Here is a 26,173-nt window from a genome sequence, read left to right as displayed (position 1 = left end):
TACCGGCAGACCGGAAGTGTTCAGTCCGTTTAGTCAGGATAACTATCTGGTCGCCTCCGGCGCGGCGGTGATGTGCGTACCGATGTTCCGCCAGGCGCAAATGGTGGGCGTGCTCTACCTGGAAAACCGGCTGATGCCGGACGTCTTCACCGCTGAGCACTCACGCATTGTCTCGATGTTGGGTGCGCAGGCCGCCGTTTCTCTGGAAACGGCGCGGCTGTATGCCGAGCTGGTGGAAGAGAACATCCAGCGGCGGAAAATTGAAAAACAGCTGCGCGCCAGCCAGACATCCCTGATGCTGGGTGAAAAAATCAGTCATACCGGCACCTGGCACTGGCATCTGGGGCCGGATATTCAGCTGATATCGGACGAATATAAACGCATCATGGGGCTGCCCGCCGGGCAGGTGAGCACCTCGATGGCCGAGTTTCAGCGGCGGGTGCATCCAGACGATCTTCAGTGCCTGAAAGCGCTGATTGAATCCAGCGTGGCGCATGGCGTGAGCATGCAGGCTGAATTTCGCATCATCCGTGATGACGGCGAATGCCGTTATATCAAAGGTATCGGTGAGCCGGTGGAGAACTGGCCGGAGGTCGCCGAATATTTCGGAACGCTGACGGATATCACCGCGCAGCGTCAGTCTGAGGATGCCGCCAGAATCGCCCAGGCAGAGCTGGCTCGCGTGGCGCGCGCCACCACGGTAGGACAGCTCACCTCGTCGATCGCCCATGAAATCAATCAGCCGCTGATGTCGATTGTGGCTAATGCCGGCGCCAGCCTGCGCTGGTTGAAACGCGAACCGGCTCAGCTCGACAAAGCCAGCGAAAGCATTGAGGAGATCATTAACGAAGGGCAGCGTGCCGGCGAAATTATTCGCGGCCTGCAGTCACTGACGCGGAATAATGTCGCGGAGTATGGATCAGCCAGGTTGCATCTGCTGGCGCGCGATATTTTGTCTTTGTCGCGTCTGGAACTTGAGCGCCGTTTTGTGGCGCTGGAACTGGATATCAAAGCGCAGTGGGATGAGGTGTTTTGCGAGCGCGTACAGATTCAGCAGGTGCTGTTGAATCTGGTGATTAATGCCATCGAGGCGATGGCCGATAATACCGGCGCGCGTATCTTGCGGCTCTCATCTTCTAATCCTGACGCTAATCGTATTCGTATTGAGGTTGCCGACAACGGCACCGGCTTATCGGCAGAGGTTATCGGCAAGATCTTTGACTCTTTCTATACCACCAAAGCGGAAGGGATGGGAATGGGGCTGACCATCAGTAACGAAATCATCAAACGTCATGGTGGTGTGTTGAGCGCAGAAAATCGCCCGCAAGGTGGCAGCCTATTCAGTTTTACCCTGCCGTTGAATGCGAATAAATAGTGTATCGTATCCTCCCGCACTATTTCGCGGGAGGAGAAGGATGCCGTTACCGCTATAACCTGTGATGTTATTCGTCTTGCAATAAATGCAGTTTCTCTGCGGCTCTGACTAATTCTGAAACCGAACGCACCGCCATTTTCTCCATCACGCGGCGCTTGTGCACTTTTGCCGTAATTTCACTGATGCCCATTTCAGCGGCAATCTGCTTATTTAATAAACCGCGAATAACTAATTGCATCAATTCCATTTCGCGGGGCGTTAAAGAGTGATAACGCGCGGTGAGTGCAATTCTTTCCTGTGAGAGTGCCGCGCTTTTTTCGGCCAGCGCCATGGCAGCGGATACCACTTGCATCAGGTCATCCGGCATCACCGGTTTAGTGAGAAACTCAAAGGCGCCCGCCTTCATCGCGCGGACTGTCAGGGGAATGGTGCCAAAGCCGGTGAGGAAGATAGTGGGAAGGGTGTAGCCGCGTGCAGTGAGATGGTGCGAAACATCAAAGCCGTCGAGACCCGGCATATTCATATCGACAATTAAACAGCTCGGAGTACGGTAATGCGGCTGATTCAAAAATTCAGCAGGGGAAGTAAAGGTCGAGATCAGGTAGCCTTCTGAGCTCAGAAGATTTTGCAGCGCGTTGATGACCGCGGAGTCATCGTCAACAATATAAATCGTTCTATCCATAAAAACTCATTCAGACTCTTACGAGTTCTATTCACTACATGCGCGTTAATATACCCGCAAATTAGTGCCGGAGGAATGGCGAAAAACTTATATGTCAAAGAGATGATGCACTGCGCTATTTGAACTAAAAAGGGTGAGGATGAAAAGCCATGCACTCACCCGCCATCCTTAAGGTAATAACTGCGTAACCTTAAGGTTCTTCAATCCGCGATACCTTTAAAGTGGTTTGATCGCCACGCCCATACACTTTTCCGCTGACGCGAACTTTATCACTCGCTGAATAGGTTTTCTCTTTGAATGCCGCTTGCTCGGCAGTAATGATAATCGTGCCAGTATCATCACGGAATTTATAGCTATCACCTTTCAGCTTTTCAATGATATGGCCTTCGAGCGTGACATAGCCGCCCTGACGGAAATCACGAATACGTGAAATCGGTGTTTGCGCAGTGTCTTCCGAACCCTTATAACCGGCATCCTGATTTTGCTGCGGCGGTGCTGTTTCGCCGGATTTATAGCCGCCTTCCGCTGCGCTTACGCCGACGCTGAACATCATGATTACCGAAGCTAAAACAACCTGTTTCATACGCTCTCCATGGATTTTCCTGCTCACACGGTGGTAAGTCTGGCACAAATAAGCGTGGCTGCACGACAAACGCAGCACTATTTATCAGGATTAATCTTATTAATAAAAATTAATTAAACGTTTCGCTTAAATAACCTCGCTGTAAATCAAGCTCATTAATCTCTTTAAACATCATTTAAAAGCGAAGCGGAAATTTAAATGTTTTTTTGCTCTACAGTTATAGGGTCTTAACTGGAGGAGCATGTGAAATGTCAAAAGATAAAAAAGAACAAAATTTAACCCACACCGCGCCGCATAAAGGGCCAGAAACCTCTGAGCCGGGTTTAGGTGACTTAGCACCGCATGATGGTGGGCATAAACCTGCCGCCGAACCTACACCGCCGGGCAAACAGCCCACGGCGCCTGGCAGCCTCAAAGCGCCCGCCACGCAAAACGACAAGCTTGAGCAGCTCGATGCGTACCGTAAAAATGGTGAAAACGCCGACCTGACCACCAATCAGGGCACGCGCATCGCTAACGATCAGAACTCGTTGCGTGCCGGTTCACGCGGTCCCACGCTGCTTGAAGACTTCATCATGCGCGAGAAAATCACGCATTTTGACCATGAACGCATTCCTGAACGTATCGTGCATGCGCGCGGTTCGGCGGCGCACGGCTATTTCCAGCCTTATCGCTCGTTGGAAAAACTGACCAAAGCAGGCTTCCTCAGCGATGCCGAAAAAATCACACCCGTCTTCGTGCGTTTCTCCACCGTACAAGGTGGCGCAGGATCGGCTGATACGGTGCGCGATATCCGTGGATTCGCCACCAAGTTCTATACCGATGAGGGCGTATTTGATTTAGTCGGCAACAACACGCCGGTGTTTTTCATTCAGGATGCGCATAAATTCCCGGACTTTGTGCACGCGGTGAAACCCGAGCCGCACAACGAAATTCCGCAAGGACAGAGCGCCCATGACACCTTCTGGGATTATGTCTCGCTGCAACCGGAAACGCTGCATAACGTCATCTGGGCGATGTCGGATCGCGGCATTCCGCGCAGCTATCGCACCATGGAAGGTTTCGGTATCCATACGTTCCGCCTGATTAACGCCGAAGGTAAATCCACCTTCGTGCGTTTCCACTGGAAACCGGTGGCAGGCAAAGCGTCGCTGCTGTGGGATGAAGCGCAGAAGCTGACCGGCCGCGATCCTGACTTCCATCGCCGCGATCTGTGGGAAGCGATTGAAGCGGGCGATTTCCCGGAATATGAGTTGGGTTTGCAGCTGATCCCGGAAGAGGATGAGTTCAAGTTCGATTTCGACATTCTCGATGCCACCAAACTGATTCCGGAAGAGCTGGTGCCGGTTGAGCTGGTCGGCAAAATGGTGCTCAACCGCAATCCGGACAACTTCTTCGCCGAAACCGAACAGGTCGCGTTCCATCCGGGCCACATTGTGCCGGGGCTGGATTTCAGCAACGATCCGCTGCTGCAAGGCCGTTTGTTCTCCTACACCGATACGCAAATCAGCCGCTTGGGTGGGCCGAACTTCCATGAGATTCCGATCAATCGTCCGGTTTGCCCGTACCACAACTTCCAGCGTCAGGGCATGCATCGCACGGAAATTGACACCAATCCAGCCAACTACGAACCGAACTCCATCAACAACAACTGGCCGCGTGAAGTGCCGCCAGCAGCGAAACAGGGCGGATTCGAGAGCTATCAGGAGCGGGTGGAAGGCAGCAAGGTGCGCGAGCGCAGCCCATCGTTTGGCGAATACTACTCGCAGCCACGGCTGTTTTGGCTGAGCCAGACATCGGAAGAGCAGCAGCACATTATTGGCGCTTATTCGTTTGAGCTCAGTAAGGTGGCGCGTCCTTATATTCGCGAACGCGTGGTCGATCATCTGCTGCAGATTGATGTCTCGCTGTCGCAGGCTGTCGCCACCAATCTCGGTCTGAAGCTAAGTGATGAACAGCTCAACACCGCGCCGCCGAAGGATGTGAATGGCTTGACGAAGGATGAAAGTCTCAGTCTTTATGCGCAACCGAGCGGCGATATTAAGGGCCGTCAGGTGGCGTTACTTCTGAGTGACGGCGTGAAAGCTGCCGACGTGCTGGCGATTCTGCAGGCGCTAAAAGCGCAGGGCGTGCATGCTAAAATCCTGGCGGCGCATATGGGGCAAGTGCTGGCGGACGACGGCTCGGTGCTGCCGGTTGATGCCACCTTTACCGGTCTTCCTTCGCTGACCTTTGATGCGGTGATTGTGCCGGATGGCAATATTGATGCGTTGCTGCTGAGCGGCGATGCGCGCTATTTCCTGCTGGAAGCGTATAAGCATCTGAAAGCCATTGGTCTGAGCGGTGATGCGCGCCGATTCAAAGCGCAGTTCAACGTGCAGGATAATGAAACCGAAGAAGGGCTGGTGGAAGCGGTGAAAGCCGAAGGCAGCTTTATGGCGGATTTCCTCGCGTTGATGGCATCCCATCGCGTCTGGTCGCGCAGTAAAAAAGCGCTGACCGTCGCGGCATAAAACCTTCAGGGCGGCGCTTTCTGCTCCGTCCTGCTCTCTCTGCCTCTCAAATAAAAAAAGCCCGCATTTCGCGGGCTGGTCGATGTGACTACCGAATGATCTCGTTGTAAACGCGTGCCGTAGTGCAGCCACTGTGTGTGGTGGAGCTATACTACAGTAATATCTCGTTACTGGTCATATGAGTTATCGATGGTCCGAAATATATCCGCCTTATCACGTACTGCACCCATTACATGCTTAACTCTGTTGTAGCTTGAAAACAGAGGACAACATGCCGTTAAAAAGAAAAATGGATCCTAAGGCGACATCTGACGCGGGTTTGCAGCAAAGTATTGTGCTGTCCGGTCTCTTTTTGATTATCACCGTCGTGGGGATGAGCATCTGGACGCTGCGCGAAGACTGGCTCGGCACCGTGCGACAAACGCAGCAAACGGCGATGAACCTGGCGCTGTCGCAGTCGCGTCAGGCGGAAGATACCTTTTTGCAGACGGAGCTGTCGCTGCGGCAGATGCAGCGTGATCTCCAGCTGCAGCTGGCCACACATATTCAGGGCGCCGATCTGAGTAACACCATGCGCGAACTGCAACGTCGTCTGCCACAACTGCATGGACTCTTCTATTACGATGCCGAGGGCAAGTGGATCGCGACCTCTGCTGAACGCGTGCCCAACAATATTAATAACTCCGATCGTGAATACTTCACCTTTCAGCGCAGCAACCATCGTAACAGCGTGCATATTAGCCCGGTGATCACCAGTCGTAGCACCGGCGATTTGGTGATCCCCGTTTCCCTGCGCGTCAGTGATGCCAGTGGTGGATTTAAGGGCGTGTTGCTGGCCACCATCAAGGTGGATTTTTTCCGCCGCTTCTACAGCTACTATGAGATCGGTGCACGCGATGTGCTGGTGTTAATGCTGGCTGATAGCACCGTGCTCTATGCGCGTCCGATGCCAGACAGTTACATCGGTATGAATCTCTCAGCCAGCCCGCTGTTTCAGGAGATGCTGGCTAAGATGGATCGCGGCAGCGGGCAGTGGCGATCGGTGCTGGATGGGCAACCGCGTATCTTTGGTTTTGCCCGTTCCGATCGTTATCCGATTATTGTTGCGGCAGGTTACAACAGCGACGATCTGTTTCACGTGTGGGTCAACGGTCGGGCGCAGGATATTCTGCTCAGCATTATTCTGATGCTGACCATCATCTTACTCGGCACCTTCCAGCTGCGTCAGGCACGTCGCGTGTTGCGCTACCAGCAGGAGCTGACGCTGCTGCGTGACGAACTGCACAACGCCAACCTGACGCTGAATAAACTCGCGCATGTCGATGGTTTAACCGGGCTGGCGAATCGCCGGGAATTTGATCGTTTCCTGCGTGAAGCGTTAACCCATGCGACGGCCAGCGGCAAACCGCTCTCGCTTATCATGATGGATATTGATTTCTTCAAACACTACAACGACACCTATGGTCACATTGCCGGGGATAAATGCCTGAAAGTGGTTGGCGAGGTGCTGTCGTCTGTCACTGGGAGACGTTCAGACATGGCCGCGCGCTATGGCGGCGAGGAGTTTGCACTGATATTACCGGATACCTCATTTGGTGAAGGGATGACCATTGCCAATCGCGTGGTTGAAGCGGTGAGGGTGATGCAGCTTCCCCATGTTGCTTCGCCCGTTGGCCATGTCACGCTCAGTGCCGGCTGCGCCACCACCGTTACGGCCGCGGCGGTGAGCGCCGTGAAACTGCTGGAATACGCCGATCATGCTTTGTATCAGGCAAAGCGTGAAGGGCGTGATGGGGCGAAAGGCATAAATATCGCCTCGCTGCCAGAAGAGCAGAAATAACCGTGGGTTTATTCCACGGCAGGCAGCTGGTATTTGATATATTGACGCAGCGCTTCGTGCATCTGGCTATTCCTTTCGTCCTCTAAGCCGCGCTCTTCATATTCTTTCGCTAGCTGAATAATCACCTCATCATATTTCCCTTTGAAGGTGATGTTATTAACCGCCACCTGCTTAATCATTAACTCGCGCAAGGCAGCGACTTCAATCTGCAGCTGGTTTACCGTTTCTTCCAGCTCGTTTACGCGTTCTTCATTCGACATAGGTTCTCCGGATGTTATTAAGCTGTGGCCGTGTCAGGGCCTGAATATCGCATTGGCATGCGTGTAATTCAAGCGTGAAGCGCTTACTTCGCCACCGGTAGATCCTCTCAGGACTTGAGTCTGAGGTGCGCTGTGAAAAAGAAAGATTTAGGTCTGTTTCCTGTCGGGAAACATGTGGTATAGTGTTTCTCAACAGGAAACGCGGAGGCGTGACGTGATTAAAAGCTGGAAGCATAAGGGATTACAAAAGTTGTTTGAAAAAGGTGATATCAGCGGCGTCCAGGCGCAGGATGCGGAACGCATTCGGCTTCGCCTTCTGGTCATCGATGAGGCGCTCTCCACGGATGAATTCAGAAACTATCCGGGATTTCGCTTTCATCCCTTGAAAGGGGACAGGAAAAACCTGTTTTCATTAACGGTCAGGGCTAACTGGCGTATCACCTTCGAATTCACCGACGGCGATGCCTATATTCTCAACCTGGAGGACTACCACTGATGGCAATGTTCAATCCCCCGCATCCGGGCGGTCTGATCACCGAATACATCGAAGATAACAATATTGGCTTGCGCGTACTGGCGAAAGAGCTTGGCGTTTCTGCTTCAGCGCTGAGCAAAGTCGCCAGCGGGAAAGCATCGGTCAGCCCTGAAATGGCGGTGCGGCTTGAGGCGGGGCTGGGTATTGCGGCGCGCCTGTGGTTATCAATGCAGGCTGCATGCGACCTGCATAAGGCACGAGAAACCACCGACGTTTCAGGGGTAAATCTGCACCCGGGTATGAATGCCGCTTCTGAGGCGAACAGGGCGGCAAAGTAACGCACCCACGCCAGATGCCTGCAAAAAAACCGCGCTGACTGCCTTAATACCGCTCAGTTAAGCATTAATTTGCCTATGCATGCAGGTGCGCATGAATGCGCACCCTACGAAAAACGCGCCGAGCCTTTGTAGGGTCGCCATTTATGGTGACCGAAAGAAGCTTAACTGACGAGTATTACACTGACTGGCGCGTTTTTTTGATCTGCTGAAACATCTTTTCGCCGAACCCGGTTCTCCGGATGCTATTAAGCTGTGGCCGTGTTAGGGCCTGAATATCGCATTGGCATAATTCAAGCGTGAAGCGGTTACTTCGCCACCGGCAGATCCGCCAGCCGCGTGGTGTACGCCGGTGACAGCATCTCGCGTTTCATCGACCAGGGTTTCTGAATGCCTTGCCCGGCAAACCATAGCGCGCCGCGCTGGTGGGCATTCATCTTATCGATCAGGGCCATCAGTTGGTCACTATTATGACGCGGCTGATATTCCGCAAACAGATCAAGCTGCGCCACGCCATCGCTAAAGAAATCGCCCAACATCACGCCGCCTTTCATATAACGCTTACCGGGAACCCAGATGCGATCTAAACAATTAAGCGTGGCCTGAATAATATCGCGACTGTCAGCGGTCGGCGTAATCAAGGTTTGACTGGCCGCATTGGCGTAATAAGGATGATGCGGATCGTGCGGGCTAGTGCGAATAAACGTACCGATATGACGACAATATTGCCGCTCGCTGCGCAGCTTTTCTGCGGCGCGCGCGGCGTAATTGGCGATGGCTTCGCGCATATCCTGATATTCGGTAATACGATCGCCAAACGAGCGCGAGCAGAGAATATTTTGTCGGTTGGGAATCACCTCCTCAAACGCCAGACAAGACTCGCCACATAATTCACGTACCGTGCGCTCCAGCACCACGCCGAAGTGTTTCCGGATCAGCGCGGTTGGGGTTTCCGCTAATTCCAGCGCGGTGTTAATCCCCATCAGGTTGAGCTTTTTCGATAAGCGGCGGCCCACGCCCCACACCTCTTCAACCTTGACGAGTTTCATCAACTCGCGCTGACGGTGGGGCAAAGAGAGATCCATCACGTTCTCGGCTTTGGTCCAGCGTTTGGCCGCCCAGTTGGCGAGTTTGGCGAGGGTTTTGGTCGGTGCAATGCCGACACCCACGCGCAGATGGGTGTCCTGATAAATGCGGTCGCGGATATCGCAGCCTAACTGTTCAAACGTCATGCAGGCATTGATGCCGGTAACATCAACGAAGGCTTCGTCGATGGAATACTCATCCACACGCGTGGATATCAGCGCCAGCGTCTCCATCACGCGGCGCGACATATCGCCATACAACGCATAGTTAGACGAGAACACCACCACTTTGTGACGCATCAGCTCTTCGCGATGTTTGAAGTAGGGCGCGCCCATCTTGATGCCCAGCGCCTTGGCTTCTCTGCTCAGGGAAATAATGCAGCCGTCGTTATTCGACAGCACCACAATCGGTTTGCCACGCAGATCCGGGCGAAACACCGTTTCACAGCTGGCGTAAAACGAGTTCACATCCACCAGGGCAAACATCAGCGGCCTATGGTTTTAATCACGTGTTTAACGATGCCGAAGACTTCGAACTCATCGGCGTCAGGAATGGCAATAACCGCATGCGCAGCATTCATCGGTTTGAGATGCAGGTAAGGCTGCAGCATCAACTGTTTCACGGTGAACTCGCCGGAAAGCGAAGCCACCACAATGTCACCGTGTTTGGGTTTCAGCGAGCTGTCCACTACCAGCATGTCGCCCTCATTGATACCAATGTCGATCATCGAGTCACCGCTGACTCGGATGAAGTAGGTTGAACTGGGGTGATCGACTAAAAAGTCGTTGAGGTCAATGCGTTGTTCAACGTAGTCCTGAGCTGGGGACGGAAAGCCGCAGGGCACGCGGCTGATGAACAAGGGTAAGGCGAGAATGGCGCGGATTTCCGCGGGCTGATAAAACTGCATGGCTGCGATCTCAAATCATTACTGTATGTGTATACAGTAATGTCGATTGGGCAGTTTGATCAAGCCAGAACCGGCAATGATTTGCAAAACAGTTGGCAACAAAGGAAATTTATTTTGTGCCGAACGGCTTGCCGCTGCGCTTAAATCATCATTCCCATGATCTGCAGGGTACTCTGCTGCGAAGCGGTGACAAACGGAATGTCTTTGATGTGCTGCATACCAAAGGCTTCATAGAACTTACGTGCACGCACGTTATCGCCTAACACTTCCAGCCACAGATAACCTTCACGCTTGTCGCGCGCCTCATTGATGATGCTCTCGAACATCCAGCGACCGTAGTTTTTGCCGGTTTCTTCCGGATTGAGGTACAGCTTATTCAGCAGCGCGCCGCTCATGCCGGAATCCGGTACCGGTGTGTTCCAGGTAACTTTGGCAAAGCCAATCGGCTTGTCGGTCTCGGCGATCAGCCAGCTCTCGTTGGGGGCCGCGAGGCTGCTATTCAGCTCCGCCAGGCCATATTCCTTGTCGATAAAGGCATCCAGCTCTTCTGCGGAAACCCACATATGTTTAAAATGCGCGCTGTAGGTCATGCGCCCCAGCAGGTGCAGCAGCTCTGCATCCTCTGCCTTGGCTTTGCGTATGGTGAACTCCATGCCAGATTTCCTTGCTTCATTCTTGTTATTAATTCACATCGTCGGTGCGAGCAGAGGCCACCGAAGGGCAGTTACCATAACGTGTTAGTAACAAAAACCCAAGATAACCAGAGCTTTCTGTTAACAAGGTATCACGCTGATGATCTATAGTGAGTAGTGAGAACTAAGCGTAAGCCCATATTCTCAGGAGGTAGAAGATGTCAGATTCGCAACCTAAAATTATCGGCGAAGCCGCCTATGCGTTACTGCTACGTCGTGAGGATGTCAGCGTCTCATCGCTGCTGACAGAGCTCGCGCGCATTGCGAGAAAAGAGCAAAACACGCAACAGCAGCAGCGCATTGCCCAGGCTCAGCAATGGTTGCTCACGCACCGTCAACCGGCGGGCAGAGATAACCGCGTCCATTCCGCGTTGCGCGGGTTGAGTCGTCAGGAAGGCAGCGTCAGAATGCCTTCGGCCGATACCGACGACAGTTGACCAGCCCAATAAGCTCACGCGTCGATGACTTTCGGCGCTGAGCGCACGGATTTGGAAATAAAAGCTTTCCAATTATCCTAATTCACCTTTATTAGCACTTTTTGCAACAAATCCCGCCTGCTAACTTGAGTAAGCTCCTTGTACAGCTTTTTGCTACCTGTACAACTTTACTTAGGTCAAATGACCTAACTTTTTTAATTATTGGGGTCAATTATGCGTCAGAACGGATACACGCCGAGTTCAGTCGAGGCCATTGCCAACTACTTCAGCAAAGCGTCGCTGCCATCGCAGCAAGAAACATTGGGTCAGATCGTGGTTGAAATCTTACGCGAAGGCCGTAATCTCAACCGCAAATCGCTCTGTACCAAGCTGCTGCGCAGACTGGAACTGGCCGCCAACGCAGAAGAAGAGCATCACTATCATCAGCTGATTGGCTTATTATTTGAACGCGAAAGCTGAGAGCCTGTCAGATTTCAAACTTGTACAAGTATTAGAATTTTACTCTGAATACGCTCCCACACTGGTTTCGCCCCGCTCCGGGGCGAAGCGGCGATCAGAGATTCGTTATGAATGATTCGTTATGAATAGAAGTGAACAGCAGAAAATAATCGATGAAATTATTGGCGAAGCCGCGCTGGCGTTGCTGCAGCGCCCGGGGCCCGTCAATACTCAGGCGCTGATGGATCAGCTGACGCTGATGAAACAGCAGAGCACCGATGACGAACAGCGTGCAGCGATCACTGCCGCCATCACCGATGTGCGCAACAGCATTTCGGCGGGGAAAAAATTGCGCGAAGAGCAGCCGCAACGAGACAACGTTCTTCAGCTGTTTGGTCATAACCAGCAGTCTGGCAACAATCGTAAACATTGACCGATTGGCTCGCATTGAGGACATAGCAATGCGGGAATATACGCAATCACGGGACTGGAATCATGTCGGAAAATCACAACCTCTATGCTGCACTGCCTGACACCGAGTTGGCAGAGCATTTTCGCAATGCAGACAGTACGCTAAAAAACGAAGCTGCCGTATTGGATAGGGTTATCCGCCACGTGCTGGCCACGGAAGGACGAGTCAGTAATAAATCGATTATTCTTTGTCTGATTATGGCGCTGGAAACCGCAGAAAGTGATGCTGAAGCCGATGTGCTGCGCAAAACGCTGGAAATTGTGGTGGGCTATACGCCTGACGACGCCTGATATTCTTCTCTGTCCCCCATGCGGGGACAATCTCATTACTCCTTTCGTGACAGAGCCAACCGGCGTTTTGCTTTACCAATGTTAATTCTGTGTAACCAAGTGCGAAACTGTTTTAACTGAATATGTGACGCAATTTCAGTTGAAAGCGTGCAAATATAAAGTTGACTCTGGGTATGATTATTGGTGCCGGTGGCGTAAATTTCGCTTTTATTATCACGCTGTTGTAATTCAATTCCTGTGAAGTGTAAATCTCCCCACAGCTGCAGAATGGCCTCGAACTTTTTAAAGTCCATCATGATTACCTTATTATTTTGACTTATTATGGAGAGTTGCTGGCTCGGCACAACATAAACAATTAAGCCAGCATCTTTGATTATTAAATTATGGATAGTCGCGTTTAGGCGCAGACCTCCTCATCCATTTGCGTTTATTACCGCTTTGCTTATCCATGGCTAATGCGCTGGCGCTAGCCGGATCAAACAGCGACAAACTTTCTATTTGATGCACCATAATCACTTTGCGAAACTCAAGGGCATTTTTCGGCGACGAAGAGAAATCAATGTCGTGATTGTGGTACCACAAACTGTAATTATGCTCGATCGCCAGGTTGAGCGTGCGTGAATCGCGATAGCCACTTAGCATCGGGATCAACACAATATTGGCGGTATTCGGATACTCAAACGTTGCTGCATGAATCATACCGATATAAATACGGCGCGATTTCAGCGTAACCCACGCCAGTTCGCCTTCTTCCATGCACTGCAGCAATAACTGTTCAATGCCGTTGGAACGTGAAAGCCGCTGATACAGCTCTTTGCGCCCACCGGCGTTAAGCCGGGCGCTCACCGCCCAATTGGAGCGATACATGCAGAACAGGATGGCAAAGGCCAGCATCAATACCACCGGCGCCTGAATGCCTAAAAAACTCCACGTCATGAAGTCGACATTCCAGTGGACATTTTCTGCCGAAGTCAGGGCAAAGGCATTGTTCACACCGGATGCGGCCAGCAGAATCAGCCAGATAATGGCGGTCGCCAACACGCCTTGCAGTACAAATATGCAGCCATACAGTGCAATAAGAAAATAGACATCCCAGCCAAAAGAGCGCTTAATTTTCAAACGGCTCGACATGTCGCGGCTAGTATACCAATAACCGCATACCATCATTACCATAAATATCGCCGTGCCCATCTAAATATCCTTTAATGTGCTGACATGATGGGCAAAATCGCGCTGTACTTCAGGACTCAATGGATTAACCGAAGCGTTGCCGTCTTCATCAATAATAATTCTGTCACCTTCCTCAATCGATTCCTGAATGTCCTGGCGCGTCATGACTTGCACTAATGATTCGGGACTACCAAAAAGAGAGGTTAAAAAGCCAAACATAGCAGGATCCTTTATATTTCATATCAACATGAACTATGGCACATCCTGCAAAGAGAACGCCTCATATCCGAATATTAAGCAAAATTCCAGATTAATCTGCCGATAGAGTTAGCGTAATTGGCGATAAACAGGGAATAACCGATGCGGCTAATAAATGGCAATGCTGTTCATTCAGCATTGCCTGATTGACATTAATCAGAACAGTTCACAATAGAGTGATCTAATCATCTCGACGCTGCACTCGCGCGGATTGCCCGGCGTACACACATCAGCGAAGGCGGCGGCGGCGAGCGCATCCACATCCTGCTCCTGCATGCCGATATCACGCAGTCTGAGCGGAATACCGATATCGTGGTTCAGGGTGATCACCGCATCAATCGCCAGCGCACGTGCGTCGGCTAATGAACAGGCATAGGCACCTTCCATGCCGAGAGCATGCGCGATAGCGCGGTATTTCTCGCCGGTATGTTCGGCATTGAACGCCATGATGTGCGGCAGCAGTACCGCATTGGCGATGCCGTGCGGCGTGCCGTAAAACGCGCCCAGCGGGTGCGCCATACCGTGCACCAGACCGAGTCCGACATTCGAGAAGCCCATCCCGGCGATGTACTGACCCAGCGCCATATCGGCAACGCCCGCCGGCACGCCTTTGACCGAGTCACGCAGCGAGCGGCCAATAATTTCAATCGCCTTGAGATGGAACATATCGGTGAGCTCCCACGCACCGCGCGTGATGTAGCCTTCAATGGCGTGCGTCAGCGCATCGACGCCGGTGGCCGCTTTCAGGCTGGCGGGCATGCTGGCCATCATGTCGGGATCGATGATGGCAATCGCCGGAATATCGTGCGGGTCGTAGCAGACGAACTTGCGCTTCTTCTCTTCATCGGTGATGACGTAATTGATGGTGACTTCCGCTGCGGTGCCTGAGGTAGTCGGCACCGCAATGATCGGCACGGAAGGATTACGCGTGGCGGCACCGCCTTCCAGCATGCGCACATCGCTGAACTCGGGATTGGCAATCATCATGCCGATGGCTTTGCAGGTATCCTGCGGCGAGCCGCCGCCCACCGCGATCAGATAATCGGCACCCGAACGGCGAAAAGCATCGACGCCCGCATGCACCACATCAACGGTGGGATTAGGAATCACGTCATCATAGATTTCGAAACTGAGGTCGTGCTGCGCCAGCAGATCGGTAATGCGGGTGGCGACAGCAAACTTGATCAAATCTTTGTCGGTGACCACCAACGCTTTAGTAAAACCGCGCTTGTGAATCTCATCGACAATCGAATTAATCGCGCCCGCACCGAAATAAGCGGTCTCATTGAGGATCATTCTGTTAATCATATTAATTACCTTCACGTAGATGCCAGATTTAATTTTTTTCGATTAAATACATCAAGATAAGAAGATTTAACCGTATCCAGATTTACGGGGTAATTAAGAGGGAGATATTGCGTTACCTCAATAAAAACGCGGTTTCCACTTAATGAAAAACCCGACAGAAATTACGAGCCTAAACGCAAGGTCTCGGCACGCTTCGCGGTGTCGTAGACATATTGCAGCATCGGTTCCAGATCGGTGTCGGGCCCGGAGCTGATGATCTTGGCGCGCAGCCACTCAATCTCGCTGGTGATATCCGGCGGGAAAATGGTGTTGTTCTGCGCATTACGCAGCCATTTCAGCAGGAAGTTATTCTTGCCGCGTATACCGCCAGACTTCTTGGTTTTGGCGTTAATTTTCAGGGCGACCAGAATGCAGTAATAGAAGTGAACGCGTTGGCTATAGCTTTGCGGGATCATCGTCGATCACCTGCCGTGACAAGTGAAAAATGTGATGTCGATCGGTTTTCCATCATCCGGATTCCTGCCTGAATGGGTCTAACAGCCGTGATCAATGCCGATCAGGGCGCTATTTCCGCGCTGTAGCCGCACGGTAAACGCACCATATGATAATCCGCGCGGCGGATGCAAGTCGGCATAATCCGGGAATTGAGGCGGGAGAAGGGCGTAATATTGGCATAAATAAGCGAAGCGGTTGAAAAACCCGTGAGGCGATTCTTTTGCGGCATAACCCCTAAAACTGCCACTTATCCTATAGCGAAGCCGCATGAATCTGGCAATATCGTGATCTGCGTCTACACTTAAAGCTGACGATGTTCGCAGTCAGCCTGGCGAGTGAGTTCAAATGATGTTTGTTTGTGGAGAGTTATCTATCGAAATTCCGTGTTATCTGCAAAACCTCCTCGCGCACACTTCTGCGGTTGTAACCGCCTCGATCGCCCAGCCAGCCTCCGAACATCCTGTAATGGTAAATTCCACAAGACAGGAGAAGAGTCGTGACCCCCGCGGTTAATCAGAACAGCACCTTGCCGTCGTTAAGTGGCGGACTTTATGCCTTCTTTTTTGATGTCGACGGCACGCTGGCAGCGATTCAGTCGCAGCCCGAGTCGGTCTCCATTCCCGCCTCGGTACGCCAGCTCCTGCAACAAATTTCCAATCTCAGCCACGGCGCCGTCGCGTTGGTTTCCGGACGTCCGATTGCGCAACTTGATGCCTTAGTGGCGCCGCTCGAAGCGCCAGCCGCTGGCGTGCACGGTGCAGAACGCCGCGATGCGGCAGGCCGCATTCATCGCCACAGCTTGCCGGGCGATGTGGCGCAAACGCTGCAAACCGAACTGCAGCAGACGCTGGATCAATGGCCCAATACGCTATTAGAAGTGAAAGGCATGGCGTTTGCGCTGCACTATCGCAATGCGCCGCAGTATGAAAACGCCATCATGCAGCTGGCCGAAGACGCGGCCGCACGCTTTCCCGAGCTGGCGCTGCAGCCAGGCAAATGCGTAGTGGAACTGAAGCCGCAAGGCATCGATAAAGGTGCCGCCGTGCGTGAATTTATGCAGGAAGCGCCCTTTGCCGGACGCATTCCGGTATTTGTGGGAGACGACCTGACAGACGAAAAAGGATTCCTCGCGGTCAACGCCATGCAGGGCATTTCTGTCAAAGTCGGTGAAGGGGCCAGCCATGCACGCTATCGCCTCGACAGCGTTGAGGCCGTATGGCACTGGCTTGAACAACTATTATTACAACTAGAACATGACAATGTGGGTAAGGAGTTTAGGTTATGAGTCGTTTAGTCGTCGTATCTAACCGTATCGCGATTCCCGATGGTAGCAAGGCCAGCGCTGGCGGGCTTGCTGTCGGTATTTTGGATGCTCTGCGAGATACCGGAGGATTATGGTTTGGCTGGAACGGAGAGATCAGCGAATTCTCGGGTGAAGAGGAAGATGAAGAACTTTCGCAGATCGAAAAAGACGGCATTACCTATGCCTCACTGCCGCTGAATCAAAACGATTACGATCAATATTATCTCCAGTTCTCCAATACCGTGATTTGGCCGGCTTTCCACTATCGTCTTGATCTGGTGCAGTATCAGCGCGAAGCCTGGGATGGCTATTGCCGCGTCAACACCTTGCTGGCACAGCGCCTTAAACCGCTGCTGAAACCTGACGATATTCTGTGGATCCACGATTACCATCTGCTGCCGTTTGCTGCCGAGCTGCGCAAACAGGGCATTAATAACCGCATTGGATTCTTTCTGCATATCCCGTTCCCAACGCCTGAGATCTTCAACGCGTTGCCGCCGCATCAGGAACTGCTGGAAATGCTGTGCGACTACGACCTGCTGGGTTTCCAGACAGAATCCGACCGCGTTGCCTTCCTTGATAGCCTGAGCCAGCTAACGCAGCTGCAGAATAAAGGAGAGAAGAAGCATCGCGCCTTCGGTAACACCTTTATGACCGAGGTCTATCCGATTGGTATTGAGCCGGACACCATTAAAGAGATGGCGGAAGGGCCGTTGCCACCGAAAATGGCGGCGATGAAACGTGATTTGGGCGATCTGCAGAACATCATCGCCTGCGAGCGTCTGGATTACTCTAAAGGATTGCCGGAGCGTTTCCTCGCCTTCGAAGCCTTGCTGGCGAACTTCCCACAGCATCGTGGCAATGTTCGCTACTCGCAAATTGCGCCCACCTCGCGCGGCGACGTGCAGGCTTATCAGGACATCCGTCATCAGCTGGAAACGGAAGCAGGGCGCATCAACGGTAAATACGGCACGTTAGGCTGGACGCCGCTCTATTACCTCAATCAGCACTTTGATCGCCGCCTGTTAATGAAGATCTTCCGTCTCACCAACGTCGGCTTGATTACACCGCTGCGTGACGGCATGAATCTGGTGGCGAAGGAGTATGTGGCGGCGCAGGACCCGGATAACCCTGGCGTGCTGGTATTGTCACGCTTTGCCGGTGCGGCCAATGAGCTGACCTCGGCGCTAATCGTCAATCCGTACGATCGTGATGAGGTGGCAGCAGCGCTGGACCGCGCGTTGACCATGCCGCGTACCGAACGTATTTCGCGTTATAACGACATGATGGCGGTGTTGCGCAAACAGGATATTTCGCACTGGCGCGAAAGCTTCCTGAAAGATTTAAATACGTTGCCGGTACGCAGTGACGATCACGGCACGGCAAATAAAGTCGCTACCTTTCCGAAATTAGCGTAACACGCACCCAACAAGTAGGGTCGCCATTAATGGCGACCTTGTTTCCAGGAACTCCCAGCCATCAATGACAACCTCCTCGCCAAAAAACGACCCGCCATTACGCCACCGATCACAACTTCATTTCTGCTTCACTGCACAGCGTTTTCACGCGCCATTCTAACTTCACGAAATCGATTTCATTTCTTTAAGCGCTAATGCGCTGACTCATCAGCAAAAAGCGCACATTTTGGTTAAAAAGAACGCAATCGAAAGGTAAAAAAAGCTTTTTTTCGTCTCAACCCTAAAGATCTCAGGTGGTACGCCGATAGTAAACGCGTAGCAAACCGAAAAAATGCCGATTCATTCATTTCTCTAATGTAACGCTCTGTTACATCCCCTGCCGCACGCTAAACACTCCCTACAATCCATTGACAGTTCCCAGGCGCTCTGCACCCAGTCTTCACGCTTCGCTAGCGTCTCGCTTTACGGCACATGGGCAATATTCCCTGTAAGTGATTAATTTAGAAGCGAATAGTTTCGCGATAATTCAGAGTATTATGCTGCATATAATTCTTTATATGGCGCGTTATAGCACCCTAATTGCAACGAGGCAGATATCTGATCGCGTTGTAATGACAATCTTCCGCAGAGCCTAAAATCCGCCTTACTTCAGCAAATTATTAAAGAAATAATCATAAATCGCGCAAAAAACAGACAACAGAAAAGCGATGCTGAAGGGTTGGCGAAAAAATTTGCCTTAAAAGTGTGACGCAGATCACACTTTATCTAAAATTTCGCGCCACTCACGTTGTATGTCGAAATCAGACGATATAGATTTGCCTTGTTTTCAGATTAGTCTTAAAAAACTGTAAGCAGACGTCACGGAAGATGGTTACTACTCAAGCAAAGAATGGCCTGGAGTTTTGATTACTACTGATCAGTGTCCTGACGGGAAGTGAAACAGTTAGGTACGCGTTGGCTCAAGCCTGATTATTTTTTGCCATCTTTAGATTTACCAACCAGCAGCCCGAACCATAGAACAATTTAATTCTGTGGCCGTATATGTGTCGCGTCTATCAGGATGGAAAAAATGGGTACATCAGAATTACTAAAACATATATATGACATCAATTTGTCATATTTGCTTCTTGCTCAGCGTTTAATTAACCAGGAAAAAGCTTCAGCAATGTTTCGTTTAGGCATCGATGAATCGATGGCTGATGCATTGTCGCAATTAACCTTACCTGAAATGGTAAAATTAGCGGAAACCAATCAACTGGTTTGCCAGTTCCGTTTTACCGATCACAACCATATTAATCGTCTGACTCAAGAGTCACGCGTGGATGACTTGCAGCAAATCCACACCGGTATTTTATTATCCAGCCGCCTGCTGCGGAATGCGTCTAAAGATGACGTCTCCGCGAAGAAGAGGGCCGTTTAATGACCGAAAAAAGTATTGTTCAGGAAGCGCGCGATATTCAGCTGGCAATGGAGCTGATTACGTTGGGCGCACGACTGCAAATGCTGGAGAGTGAAACGCAGCTGAGCCGTGGTCGCCTGATTAAACTGTATAAAGAACTGCGTGGTGCTCCACCACCGAAAGGCATGCTGCCATTCTCTACTGATTGGTTCATGACCTGGGAACAAAACATCCACTCCTCTATGTTCTGTAACGCCTGGCAGTTCCTGCTGAAAACCGGGTTGAACAGTGGCGTTGAAGCGGTAATCAAAGCTTATCGCTTGTATCTTGAGCAGTGTCCGCAATCGGACGAGGGCCCGCTGTTGGCGCTAACGCGTGCTTGGACCCTAGTGCGATTCGTTGAAAGCGGCATGCTGGAACTGTCTGACTGTAAGTGCTGTGGTGGCAGCTTTATTAACCACGCGCACCAGCCCGTCGGCAGCTTTGTCTGCAGCCTGTGCCAGCCGCCATCACGTGCCGTAAAAAGACGTAAACTTTCTGCAGATTCTGCCGATACCTTTCCACAACTGCTGGATGAACAGGTTAAACGCGCCGTTTAAGTTTGTTCGCATCGTGGAAAACATCCAGCAGCGGTTAATACCGCTGCTTTTTTTTTGCCTGCGATAAACGAATAACACCTGCGGCTCTCTGGCTTAACTTCCATCAACACGTTACGGACGTAAGGATTTTTTGTGCTGATAATTCTGGGTTATATCGTGGTCGTCGGCTCCGTGTTGGGCGGCTACGCGATGGTCGGCGGACATTTAGGCGCGCTCTATCAACCGGCGGAGCTGATCATTATCGGCGGTGCCGGTATTGGTGCTTTTTTAGTCGGCAATAATGGCAAATCGATTAAGAAAACATTAAAAGCGCTGCCATTGTTAATGCGCGGCTCGAAATATAACAAAGCCGTGTACATGGATTTAATGGCGCTGCTGTATCGCCTGATGGCGAAATCGCGTCAGCAAGGCATGTTGTCATTAGAACGCGACATTGAAGATCCCAGCCAGAGTGAAATTTTCGCTAACTATCCGCGTGTTTTGTCCGATAAACAGTTAGTCGATTTTATTACCGATTATTTGCGTTTAATGGTCAGCGGAAATATGAACGCCTTCGAAATCGAAGCATTGATGGATGAAGAGATCGAGACCTACGAGCACGAGTGCGAAGTACCCGCGCAAAGTATATCGGCGGTGGGTGATGGCTTACCGGCTTTCGGTATTGTCGCGGCGGTAATGGGCGTGGTGCACGCACTTGCCTCAGCCGACCGTCCGGCGGCCGAACTGGGTGCGTTAGTGGCCCACGCGATGGTCGGCACCTTCCTCGGCATTTTGCTGGCTTACGGCTTTATTTCTCCGCTGGCGTCGGTGCTGCGTCAGAAATGTGCCGAAACCACCAAGATGATGCAGTGCGTGAAGGTGACGTTGCTCTCCAGCCTCAACGGTTACGCGCCGCAAATCGCCGTGGAATTTGGTCGTAAAACGCTGTACTCCGCCGAGCGTCCCTCGTTCTCAGAGTTGGAAGAGCACGTGCGTAACGCCAAGAACCCGGCGAAACAAACTTCGGATGAGAATTCATGAAAGCAGGCAATCGCCCCATTGTGCTGGTTAAAAAGCGCAAACATAAAGGTCACCATGGGAGCCACGGTTCGTGGAAGATTGCCTATGCCGACTTTATGACGGCGATGATGGCGTTCTTTATGGTGATGTGGTTGCTCTCCATCTCCAGCCCCAAAGAGTTGGTCCAAATTGCGGAATACTTCAAAACGCCGTTGAAAGTGGCGTTAAGCGGCGGTCAGCGCAGCAGCGACAGCGAAAGCCCGATCCCCGGCGGCGGCGACGATCCGACGCAGCAAAAGGGTGAAGTGAAGAAGATTGTCGATATGGATGCGCAGAAGAAGAAGCTGGAGGAGATCCGCCTGAATCGCCTGCGGGAAAAGCTCGACCAGCTGATTGAAGCCGATCCGCGTCTGAAAGCGCTGCGTCCGCACCTGATTATCAACATGGTGGAAGAGGGACTGCGCATTCAGATTATCGATAGCCAGAACCGCCCGATGTTTAAAACCGGCAGCGCGGACGTGGAGCCTTACATGCGCGACATCCTGCGCACCATCGCGCCGGTACTGAATGATATCCCGAACAAAATCAGCCTCGCGGGTCACACCGATGATTTCCAGTATGCCAACGGCGACCGTGGCTACAGCAACTGGGAACTGTCGGCGGATCGTGCCAATGCCTCACGGCGCGAGCTGGTGATTGGTGGCCTCGACGGCGCCAAAATGCTGCGTGTGGTCGGTATGGCCGACACCATGAAGCTGAAAAACCGTGGTGCTAATGATGCAGTCAACCGCCGCATTAGCCTGCTGGTGTTGAATCACGACACCGAAGCGGCGATTGAAAAAGAGAATGCCGAGAGCGATGCCGTTCAGGTGAGCGACCCGGCGCAAATTATTCCCGACATTACCGCACCCGCTGTACCGGCTGCGTCGACTGCCCCAACAGGTTCTACTGCGACACCGGCTGCGCCGGTTGCTGCAACGGCCCCTGCGGCAGCGGCGACGCCCGCGGCGAGCGCGGTGACACCAGACCAACCCTCACAGCCGAGGTGATCCCGTGAGCATGGACATCAGCGATTTTTACCAGACGTTTTTCGATGAAGCCGATGAGCTGTTAGCGGATATGGAGCAACACCTGTTGGGACTTGATCCCCAGGAGCCCGATTCCGAGCAGTTGAATGCCATCTTCCGCGCCGCCCACTCCATCAAGGGCGGAGCCGGTACGTTTGGCTTTACGGTTTTACAGGAAACCACCCACATCCTGGAAAACATTCTGGATGGTGCGCGCCGCGGCGAGATGCAGCTCAGCACCGATATCATCAACCTGTTTTTGGAAACCAAAGATATTATGCAAGAACAGCTCGATGCCTATAAAACGGCGCAGGAGCCGAATGCAGAAAGCTTTAAATACATCTGCGAAGCGCTGCGTCAGCTGGCACTGGAAGCGAAAGGCATTGCGCCTGAAGCGCCCAAGGTCGCCGAAGTGGTTGAAATTGCTGCACCGGCAGCCGCCGCAGGTCTGCGCCTGCAACTGGTTGACCTGAAAGAGAAAGAGCCGGAGCTGATGCTGGAAGAGCTCGGTAATCTGGGTACCGTCAGCAACGTGGTGAAAGGCGCTAATTCGCTGGACGTCACCATTGATGGCGTCGGCAAAGATGACATCGTCGCGGTGCTCTGTTTTGTGCTGGATGAAGCACAGATCCACTTCCCGACAGGCGCAGCGGCCGTTACCGAAGCGCCGATAGCGGAAGTGGCTGCCGAAGCGGTGCAAACCGCCACCGTGACCGATATTACGCCAGCGGTGAAACGTGAACCTAAGCGTGCCGCCGCACCGGCCAAAGGCAGCGAATCCAGCAGTATCCGCGTGGCCGTGGAGAAAGTGGATCAGCTGATTAACCTGGTTGGCGAGCTGGTGATCACCCAATCGATGCTGGCGCAACGCTCAGGCGCGCTGGATCCGGTGGCGCACGGCGACCTGCTGAACAGCATGGGTCAGCTGGAGCGTAATGCCCGCGATCTTCAGGAATCGGTGATGTCGATTCGTATGATGCCGATGGAGTATGTCTTCAGCCGCTTCCCGCGCCTGGTGCGCGATCTGGCCAGCAAGCTGGGCAAAGAAGTGGAACTGACGCTGCTCGGCAGCTCAACCGAACTGGATAAGAGCCTGATTGAACGCATCATCGATCCGTTAACGCACCTGGTGCGTAACAGCCTCGATCACGGCATCGAAACCCCGGAAAAACGTCTGGCGGCGAATAAAACCGCCGTCGGCAACCTGACGCTCTCTGCGGAACATCAGGGCGGCAACATCTGCATCGAAGTGATCGATGACGGTGCCGGTCTGAACCGCGAACGTATTCTGGCCAAAGCGTTGTCGTCTGGTCTGCCGGTCAGCGACAGCATGAGCGACGAAGAGGTCGGCATGCTGATCTTCGCGCCGGGCTTCTCCACCGCCGAGCAGGTCACCGACGTGTCGGGCCGTGGCGTGGGCATGGACGTAGTGAAACGTAATATTCAGGAGATGGGCGGTCACGTTGAAATCTCCTCGAAGCAGGGCAAAGGCACCACCATTCGCATCCTGCTGCCGCTGACGCTGGCGATCCTTGACGGCATGTCAGTGCGCGTGGCTAACGAAGTGTTCATTCTGCCGCTCAACGCGGTGATGGAATCGCTGCAGCCAACCGCCGAAGAGCTGAAACCGCTGGCCGGTGGCGAGCGCGTGCTGGAAGTGCGTGGCGAATATCTGCCGCTGGTAGAGCTGTGGAATGTGTTTGAGGTGCAGAACGCCAAAACCGACGCCACGCAAGGCATCGTGGTGATTCTGCAAAGCGCAGGCCGTCGCTATGCGCTGCTGGTTGATCAGCTGATTGGTCAGCATCAGGTGGTAGTGAAAAACCTTGAAAGCAACTATCGCAAAGTGCCGGGCATCTCTGCCGCCACCATTTTGGGCGATGGTAGCGTGGCGCTGATTGTGGATGTCTCAGCACTGCAATCGTTGAACCGTGAAAAGCGTGTGGCCGGTGCCGCAGCGTAATAGATAACGAAAGGGTAAAAAAATGACTGACATGGCAACCGTGACCAAAATCGCTGGCGAAACCGTGGGCCAGGAATTCTTAGTTTTCACACTGGGTGACGAAGAGTACGGCATCGACATTTTGAAAGTGCAGGAGATTCGTGGTTACGATCAGGTAACCCGCATCGCAAACACGCCGGAATTCATCAAAGGCGTGACCAACCTGCGCGGCGTGATCGTGCCGATCATCGACCTGCGCGTGAAATTCTCGCAGCCGGATGTGGTGTACAACGAGAACACCGTAGTGATCGTGCTGAATCTTGAGCATCGCGTGGTGGGCATCGTGGTCGATGGTGTTTCTGACGTGCTGTCGCTGACGCAAGAGCAGATTCGCCCTTCACCAGAGTTCGCCGTCACCATGTCTACCGAGTACCTGACCGGTCTGGGTGCGTTGGGTGAACGTATGCTGATTCTGGTCGACATCGAAAAGCTGCTGAGCAGCGAAGAGATGGCGCTGGTGGATAACCTGCGTACCGCATAATCCCCGCAACGGGCCGCGCTGCTGCGGCCCGTTAATATCACGAACGTGAAGTAATTCCTTACAAATCAACAGCAAAACCTCCTCAATATCCCTCAATATTCTTCGCCTTTGGTCGATAACGAGTCGGTACCATTTTTTCTTCATTTTCCAGGGCAAACTATGTTTACGAGAATCCGCGTGGTCACCAGCTTATTACTGGTGTTGTTGGTGTTTGGCTTTTTACAGCTGGCATCCGGCTCACTGTTTTTCAAAGCGCTAAGCGATGACAAAAACAGTTTTAACGTTTCACAACTGGCGAGCAAAAACACTGCCGCTATCAACGACGCCTACATGAGCCTCAATCAGAGCCGTGTTGTGTTAACCCGCATTCAGCTGCGTATCGCAACCAGCAAACTCACCGGCAGCGAAGCGGATATCGCTGGTTTATATGACGACAGCAAAGCCTTCCAGAAAGAGGCCGCCGATAACTATCAGCTATTTAAAGCCACGCCGGACACGCCGGGACAGGATGCCGCGCTGAATAAACGTGTGGATGAAACCTATACCGCCTATGCCAGTGCGCTGGGCCAGTTGCAGGATGCGCTGGTAGCAAAAGATCTCGATCAGGCAGCCAAAGCGCCGGTTGCGCCGAGCCAAAACGCCTTCCTGAAAGAGTATCGCCAGTGGCGTGCCGATCAGGATCGCCTGACCGCTGCGGGCGCCGAAGCGAACAGCTCAGCCTACGATCACATGATTTGGCTGTTAGGCGCGGTGCTGGCGATTGTGGTGGCGGTGATTGTGCTGTGCTGGTTTGGCATGCGCAAAATCCTCATCAAGCCGCTTAATGACAACATTCAGCATATTCAGCACATTGCGCAGGGCGATTTGACGCAGAGCATCGCGGTCGAAGGGCGCAACGAAATGAGCCAGCTGGCGGAAAGCCTGCATGAGATGCAGCAGTCGCTGGTGCGCACGGTGAGTGATGTGCGTGACGGTTCGGATGCCATCTTTACCGGGGCGAGCGAAATCTCTGCGGGCAACAACGATCTCTCGGCACGTACCGAAGAGCAGGCGGCTTCACTGGAGCAGACTGCCGCCAGCATGGAACAGCTGACTGCCACTGTGAAGCAGAACGCCGAAAACGCGCGTCAGGCGTCGCAACTGGCGCTGAGCGCCTCTGAAACTGCGCAGAAGGGCGGCGACGTGGTGCAAGGCGTGGTGCGCACCATGAGCGATATTGCCGGCAGTTCGAAGAAGATCGCCGACATCACCAGCGTGATCGATGGCATCGCTTTCCAGACCAATATTCT

General features: G+C 52.7%; 29 protein-coding genes. 18 read left to right on the top strand and 11 right to left on the bottom strand.

Features of this window, described 5'->3' with window-relative positions; all coding sequences use genetic code 11:
* The coding region (locus RTM06_RS19405; RefSeq protein ID WP_312184365.1) for an ATP-binding protein at window positions 1-1,375 on the top strand (1,375 nt) is incomplete at its 5' end.
* Window positions 1,376-1,442: 67 nt separating this feature from the next.
* On the opposite strand, the gene RTM06_RS19400 is transcribed toward RTM06_RS19405, so the two are convergent.
* Both RTM06_RS19400 and RTM06_RS19395 read right to left on the bottom strand, forming a co-directional pair.
* Window positions 1,443-2,057: a response regulator gene (locus tag RTM06_RS19400; protein ID WP_312184363.1), complete on the bottom strand. Its 615-nt coding sequence runs from the start codon at window positions 2,055-2,057 to the stop codon at window positions 1,443-1,445.
* 190 nt (window positions 2,058-2,247) lie between these two features.
* Window positions 2,248-2,640 carry a NirD/YgiW/YdeI family stress tolerance protein gene (locus RTM06_RS19395; RefSeq protein WP_312184361.1) on the bottom strand — a complete coding sequence of 131 codons (393 nt, stop codon included), beginning with the start codon at window positions 2,638-2,640 and terminating at the stop codon, window positions 2,248-2,250.
* Between the two features lie 248 nt (window positions 2,641-2,888).
* Here RTM06_RS19395 and katE point away from each other — a divergent pair, with 248 nt between their 5' ends.
* Together katE and RTM06_RS19385 are read left to right on the top strand one after the other, a co-directional pair.
* A complete protein-coding gene (katE, locus tag RTM06_RS19390) occupies window positions 2,889-5,153 on the top strand; it encodes a catalase HPII (RefSeq protein WP_312184359.1) in 2,265 nt (754 codons plus the stop codon).
* Window positions 5,154-5,424: 271 nt separating this feature from the next.
* Complete coding sequence (locus RTM06_RS19385; protein WP_312184357.1) at window positions 5,425-6,993, top strand: sensor domain-containing diguanylate cyclase; 1,569 nt, start codon at window positions 5,425-5,427, stop codon at window positions 6,991-6,993.
* 8 nt (window positions 6,994-7,001) lie between these two features.
* On the opposite strand, the gene RTM06_RS19380 is transcribed toward RTM06_RS19385, so the two are convergent.
* Window positions 7,002-7,253 (bottom strand): hypothetical protein, encoded by a 252-nt coding sequence (locus tag RTM06_RS19380; protein WP_008102814.1) that lies wholly within the window; start codon window positions 7,251-7,253, stop codon window positions 7,002-7,004.
* Between the two features lie 214 nt (window positions 7,254-7,467).
* Here RTM06_RS19380 and RTM06_RS19375 point away from each other — a divergent pair, with 214 nt between their 5' ends.
* Both RTM06_RS19375 and RTM06_RS19370 read left to right on the top strand, forming a co-directional pair.
* On the top strand, window positions 7,468-7,749 hold the full coding sequence (locus RTM06_RS19375; protein WP_192413560.1) for a type II toxin-antitoxin system RelE/ParE family toxin: 282 nt from the start codon (window positions 7,468-7,470) through the stop codon (window positions 7,747-7,749).
* Window positions 7,749-8,066, top strand: a complete 318-nt coding sequence (locus RTM06_RS19370; protein ID WP_061716755.1) for a HigA family addiction module antitoxin — start codon at window positions 7,749-7,751, stop codon at window positions 8,064-8,066. Before RTM06_RS19375 ends, RTM06_RS19370 begins: the two co-directional genes overlap by 1 nt.
* A 305-nt stretch (window positions 8,067-8,371) precedes the next feature.
* Here the strand turns inward: RTM06_RS19370 and umuC are convergent, their stop codons facing one another.
* From umuC to RTM06_RS19355, 3 genes are all read right to left on the bottom strand, one after another.
* A complete protein-coding gene (gene umuC, locus RTM06_RS19365) occupies window positions 8,372-9,634 on the bottom strand; it encodes a translesion error-prone DNA polymerase V subunit UmuC (RefSeq protein ID WP_312184354.1) in 1,263 nt (420 codons plus the stop codon).
* Window positions 9,634-10,056, bottom strand: coding sequence for a translesion error-prone DNA polymerase V autoproteolytic subunit (gene umuD / locus RTM06_RS19360; protein WP_061716746.1), 423 nt, complete (start codon window positions 10,054-10,056; stop codon window positions 9,634-9,636). Before umuD ends, umuC begins: the two co-directional genes overlap by 1 nt.
* A gap of 140 nt (window positions 10,057-10,196) precedes the next feature.
* Window positions 10,197-10,709, bottom strand: coding sequence for a GNAT family N-acetyltransferase (locus RTM06_RS19355; RefSeq protein ID WP_008102825.1), 513 nt, complete (start codon window positions 10,707-10,709; stop codon window positions 10,197-10,199).
* Window positions 10,710-10,906: 197 nt separating this feature from the next.
* On the opposite strand from RTM06_RS19355, the gene RTM06_RS19350 reads away from it, so the two are divergent.
* The 4 genes from RTM06_RS19350 (at window position 10,907) to RTM06_RS19335 (ending at window position 12,385) form a co-directional block, all read left to right on the top strand.
* On the top strand, window positions 10,907-11,185 hold the full coding sequence (locus tag RTM06_RS19350) for a hypothetical protein (protein ID WP_312184348.1): 279 nt from the start codon (window positions 10,907-10,909) through the stop codon (window positions 11,183-11,185).
* Between the two features lie 213 nt (window positions 11,186-11,398).
* Window positions 11,399-11,644 carry a regulatory protein YcgZ gene (gene ycgZ / locus RTM06_RS19345; protein WP_007891089.1) on the top strand — a complete coding sequence of 82 codons (246 nt, stop codon included), beginning with the start codon at window positions 11,399-11,401 and terminating at the stop codon, window positions 11,642-11,644.
* Between the two features lie 121 nt (window positions 11,645-11,765).
* Complete coding sequence (locus RTM06_RS19340) at window positions 11,766-12,056, top strand: hypothetical protein (RefSeq protein ID WP_256696278.1); 291 nt, start codon at window positions 11,766-11,768, stop codon at window positions 12,054-12,056.
* 62 nt (window positions 12,057-12,118) lie between these two features.
* Window positions 12,119-12,385: a biofilm development regulator YmgB/AriR family protein gene (locus RTM06_RS19335; RefSeq protein ID WP_256696279.1), complete on the top strand. Its 267-nt coding sequence runs from the start codon at window positions 12,119-12,121 to the stop codon at window positions 12,383-12,385.
* Between the two features lie 35 nt (window positions 12,386-12,420).
* Here the strand turns inward: RTM06_RS19335 and RTM06_RS19330 are convergent, their stop codons facing one another.
* From RTM06_RS19330 to RTM06_RS19310, 5 genes are all read right to left on the bottom strand, one after another.
* Entirely contained in the window at window positions 12,421-12,681 is a 261-nt protein-coding gene (locus RTM06_RS19330; protein WP_293798137.1) for a hypothetical protein, read from the bottom strand.
* Window positions 12,682-12,766: 85 nt separating this feature from the next.
* Window positions 12,767-13,576 carry a hypothetical protein gene (locus RTM06_RS19325; RefSeq protein ID WP_256696281.1) on the bottom strand — a complete coding sequence of 270 codons (810 nt, stop codon included), beginning with the start codon at window positions 13,574-13,576 and terminating at the stop codon, window positions 12,767-12,769.
* On the bottom strand, window positions 13,577-13,774 hold the full coding sequence (locus RTM06_RS19320) for a hypothetical protein (protein ID WP_008102837.1): 198 nt from the start codon (window positions 13,772-13,774) through the stop codon (window positions 13,577-13,579).
* Window positions 13,775-13,969: 195 nt separating this feature from the next.
* Window positions 13,970-15,121, bottom strand: a complete 1,152-nt coding sequence (gene fucO / locus RTM06_RS19315; protein WP_312184344.1) for a lactaldehyde reductase — start codon at window positions 15,119-15,121, stop codon at window positions 13,970-13,972.
* A 161-nt stretch (window positions 15,122-15,282) separates the two neighbouring features.
* The gene (locus RTM06_RS19310) at window positions 15,283-15,576 is read right to left on the bottom strand and encodes a hypothetical protein (protein ID WP_305961176.1); all 294 of its coding nucleotides are present in this window, start codon (window positions 15,574-15,576) and stop codon (window positions 15,283-15,285) included.
* Between the two features lie 536 nt (window positions 15,577-16,112).
* On the opposite strand from RTM06_RS19310, the gene otsB reads away from it, so the two are divergent.
* The 9 genes from otsB to RTM06_RS19265 form a co-directional block, all read left to right on the top strand.
* The gene (gene otsB, locus RTM06_RS19305) at window positions 16,113-16,901 is read left to right on the top strand and encodes a trehalose-phosphatase (protein ID WP_312184342.1); all 789 of its coding nucleotides are present in this window, start codon (window positions 16,113-16,115) and stop codon (window positions 16,899-16,901) included.
* Entirely contained in the window at window positions 16,898-18,337 is a 1,440-nt protein-coding gene (gene otsA, locus RTM06_RS19300; RefSeq protein WP_008102848.1) for an alpha,alpha-trehalose-phosphate synthase, read from the top strand. The genes otsB and otsA overlap by 4 nt, the downstream gene beginning before the upstream one ends.
* 1,069 nt (window positions 18,338-19,406) lie before the next feature.
* Window positions 19,407-19,757 carry a flagellar transcriptional regulator FlhD gene (gene flhD / locus RTM06_RS19295; protein WP_008102850.1) on the top strand — a complete coding sequence of 117 codons (351 nt, stop codon included), beginning with the start codon at window positions 19,407-19,409 and terminating at the stop codon, window positions 19,755-19,757.
* Window positions 19,757-20,335, top strand: a complete 579-nt coding sequence (gene flhC / locus RTM06_RS19290; protein WP_008102852.1) for a flagellar transcriptional regulator FlhC — start codon at window positions 19,757-19,759, stop codon at window positions 20,333-20,335. The genes flhD and flhC overlap by 1 nt, the downstream gene beginning before the upstream one ends.
* Before the next feature lie 132 nt (window positions 20,336-20,467).
* Entirely contained in the window at window positions 20,468-21,355 is an 888-nt protein-coding gene (motA, locus tag RTM06_RS19285; RefSeq protein ID WP_312184340.1) for a flagellar motor stator protein MotA, read from the top strand.
* Window positions 21,352-22,383 (top strand): flagellar motor protein MotB, encoded by a 1,032-nt coding sequence (gene motB / locus RTM06_RS19280; RefSeq protein WP_312184338.1) that lies wholly within the window; start codon window positions 21,352-21,354, stop codon window positions 22,381-22,383. Before motA ends, motB begins: the two co-directional genes overlap by 4 nt.
* Before the next feature lie 10 nt (window positions 22,384-22,393).
* A complete protein-coding gene (gene cheA / locus RTM06_RS19275; RefSeq protein WP_293798188.1) occupies window positions 22,394-24,364 on the top strand; it encodes a chemotaxis protein CheA in 1,971 nt (656 codons plus the stop codon).
* Between the two features lie 22 nt (window positions 24,365-24,386).
* Window positions 24,387-24,884, top strand: a complete 498-nt coding sequence (gene cheW / locus RTM06_RS19270; RefSeq protein ID WP_008102858.1) for a chemotaxis protein CheW — start codon at window positions 24,387-24,389, stop codon at window positions 24,882-24,884.
* 159 nt (window positions 24,885-25,043) lie between these two features.
* Window positions 25,044-26,173: Tar ligand binding domain-containing protein (locus RTM06_RS19265; protein ID WP_312184335.1), on the top strand; the 1,130-nt coding region annotated here is incomplete at its 3' end.

This window comes from Pantoea sp. CTOTU46764 (assembly GCF_031974595.1).
Taxonomy (GTDB): Bacteria; Pseudomonadota; Gammaproteobacteria; order Enterobacterales; family Enterobacteriaceae; genus Pantoea; species Pantoea trifolii.
This window is presented reverse-complemented; position numbering and strand designations above follow the sequence as displayed.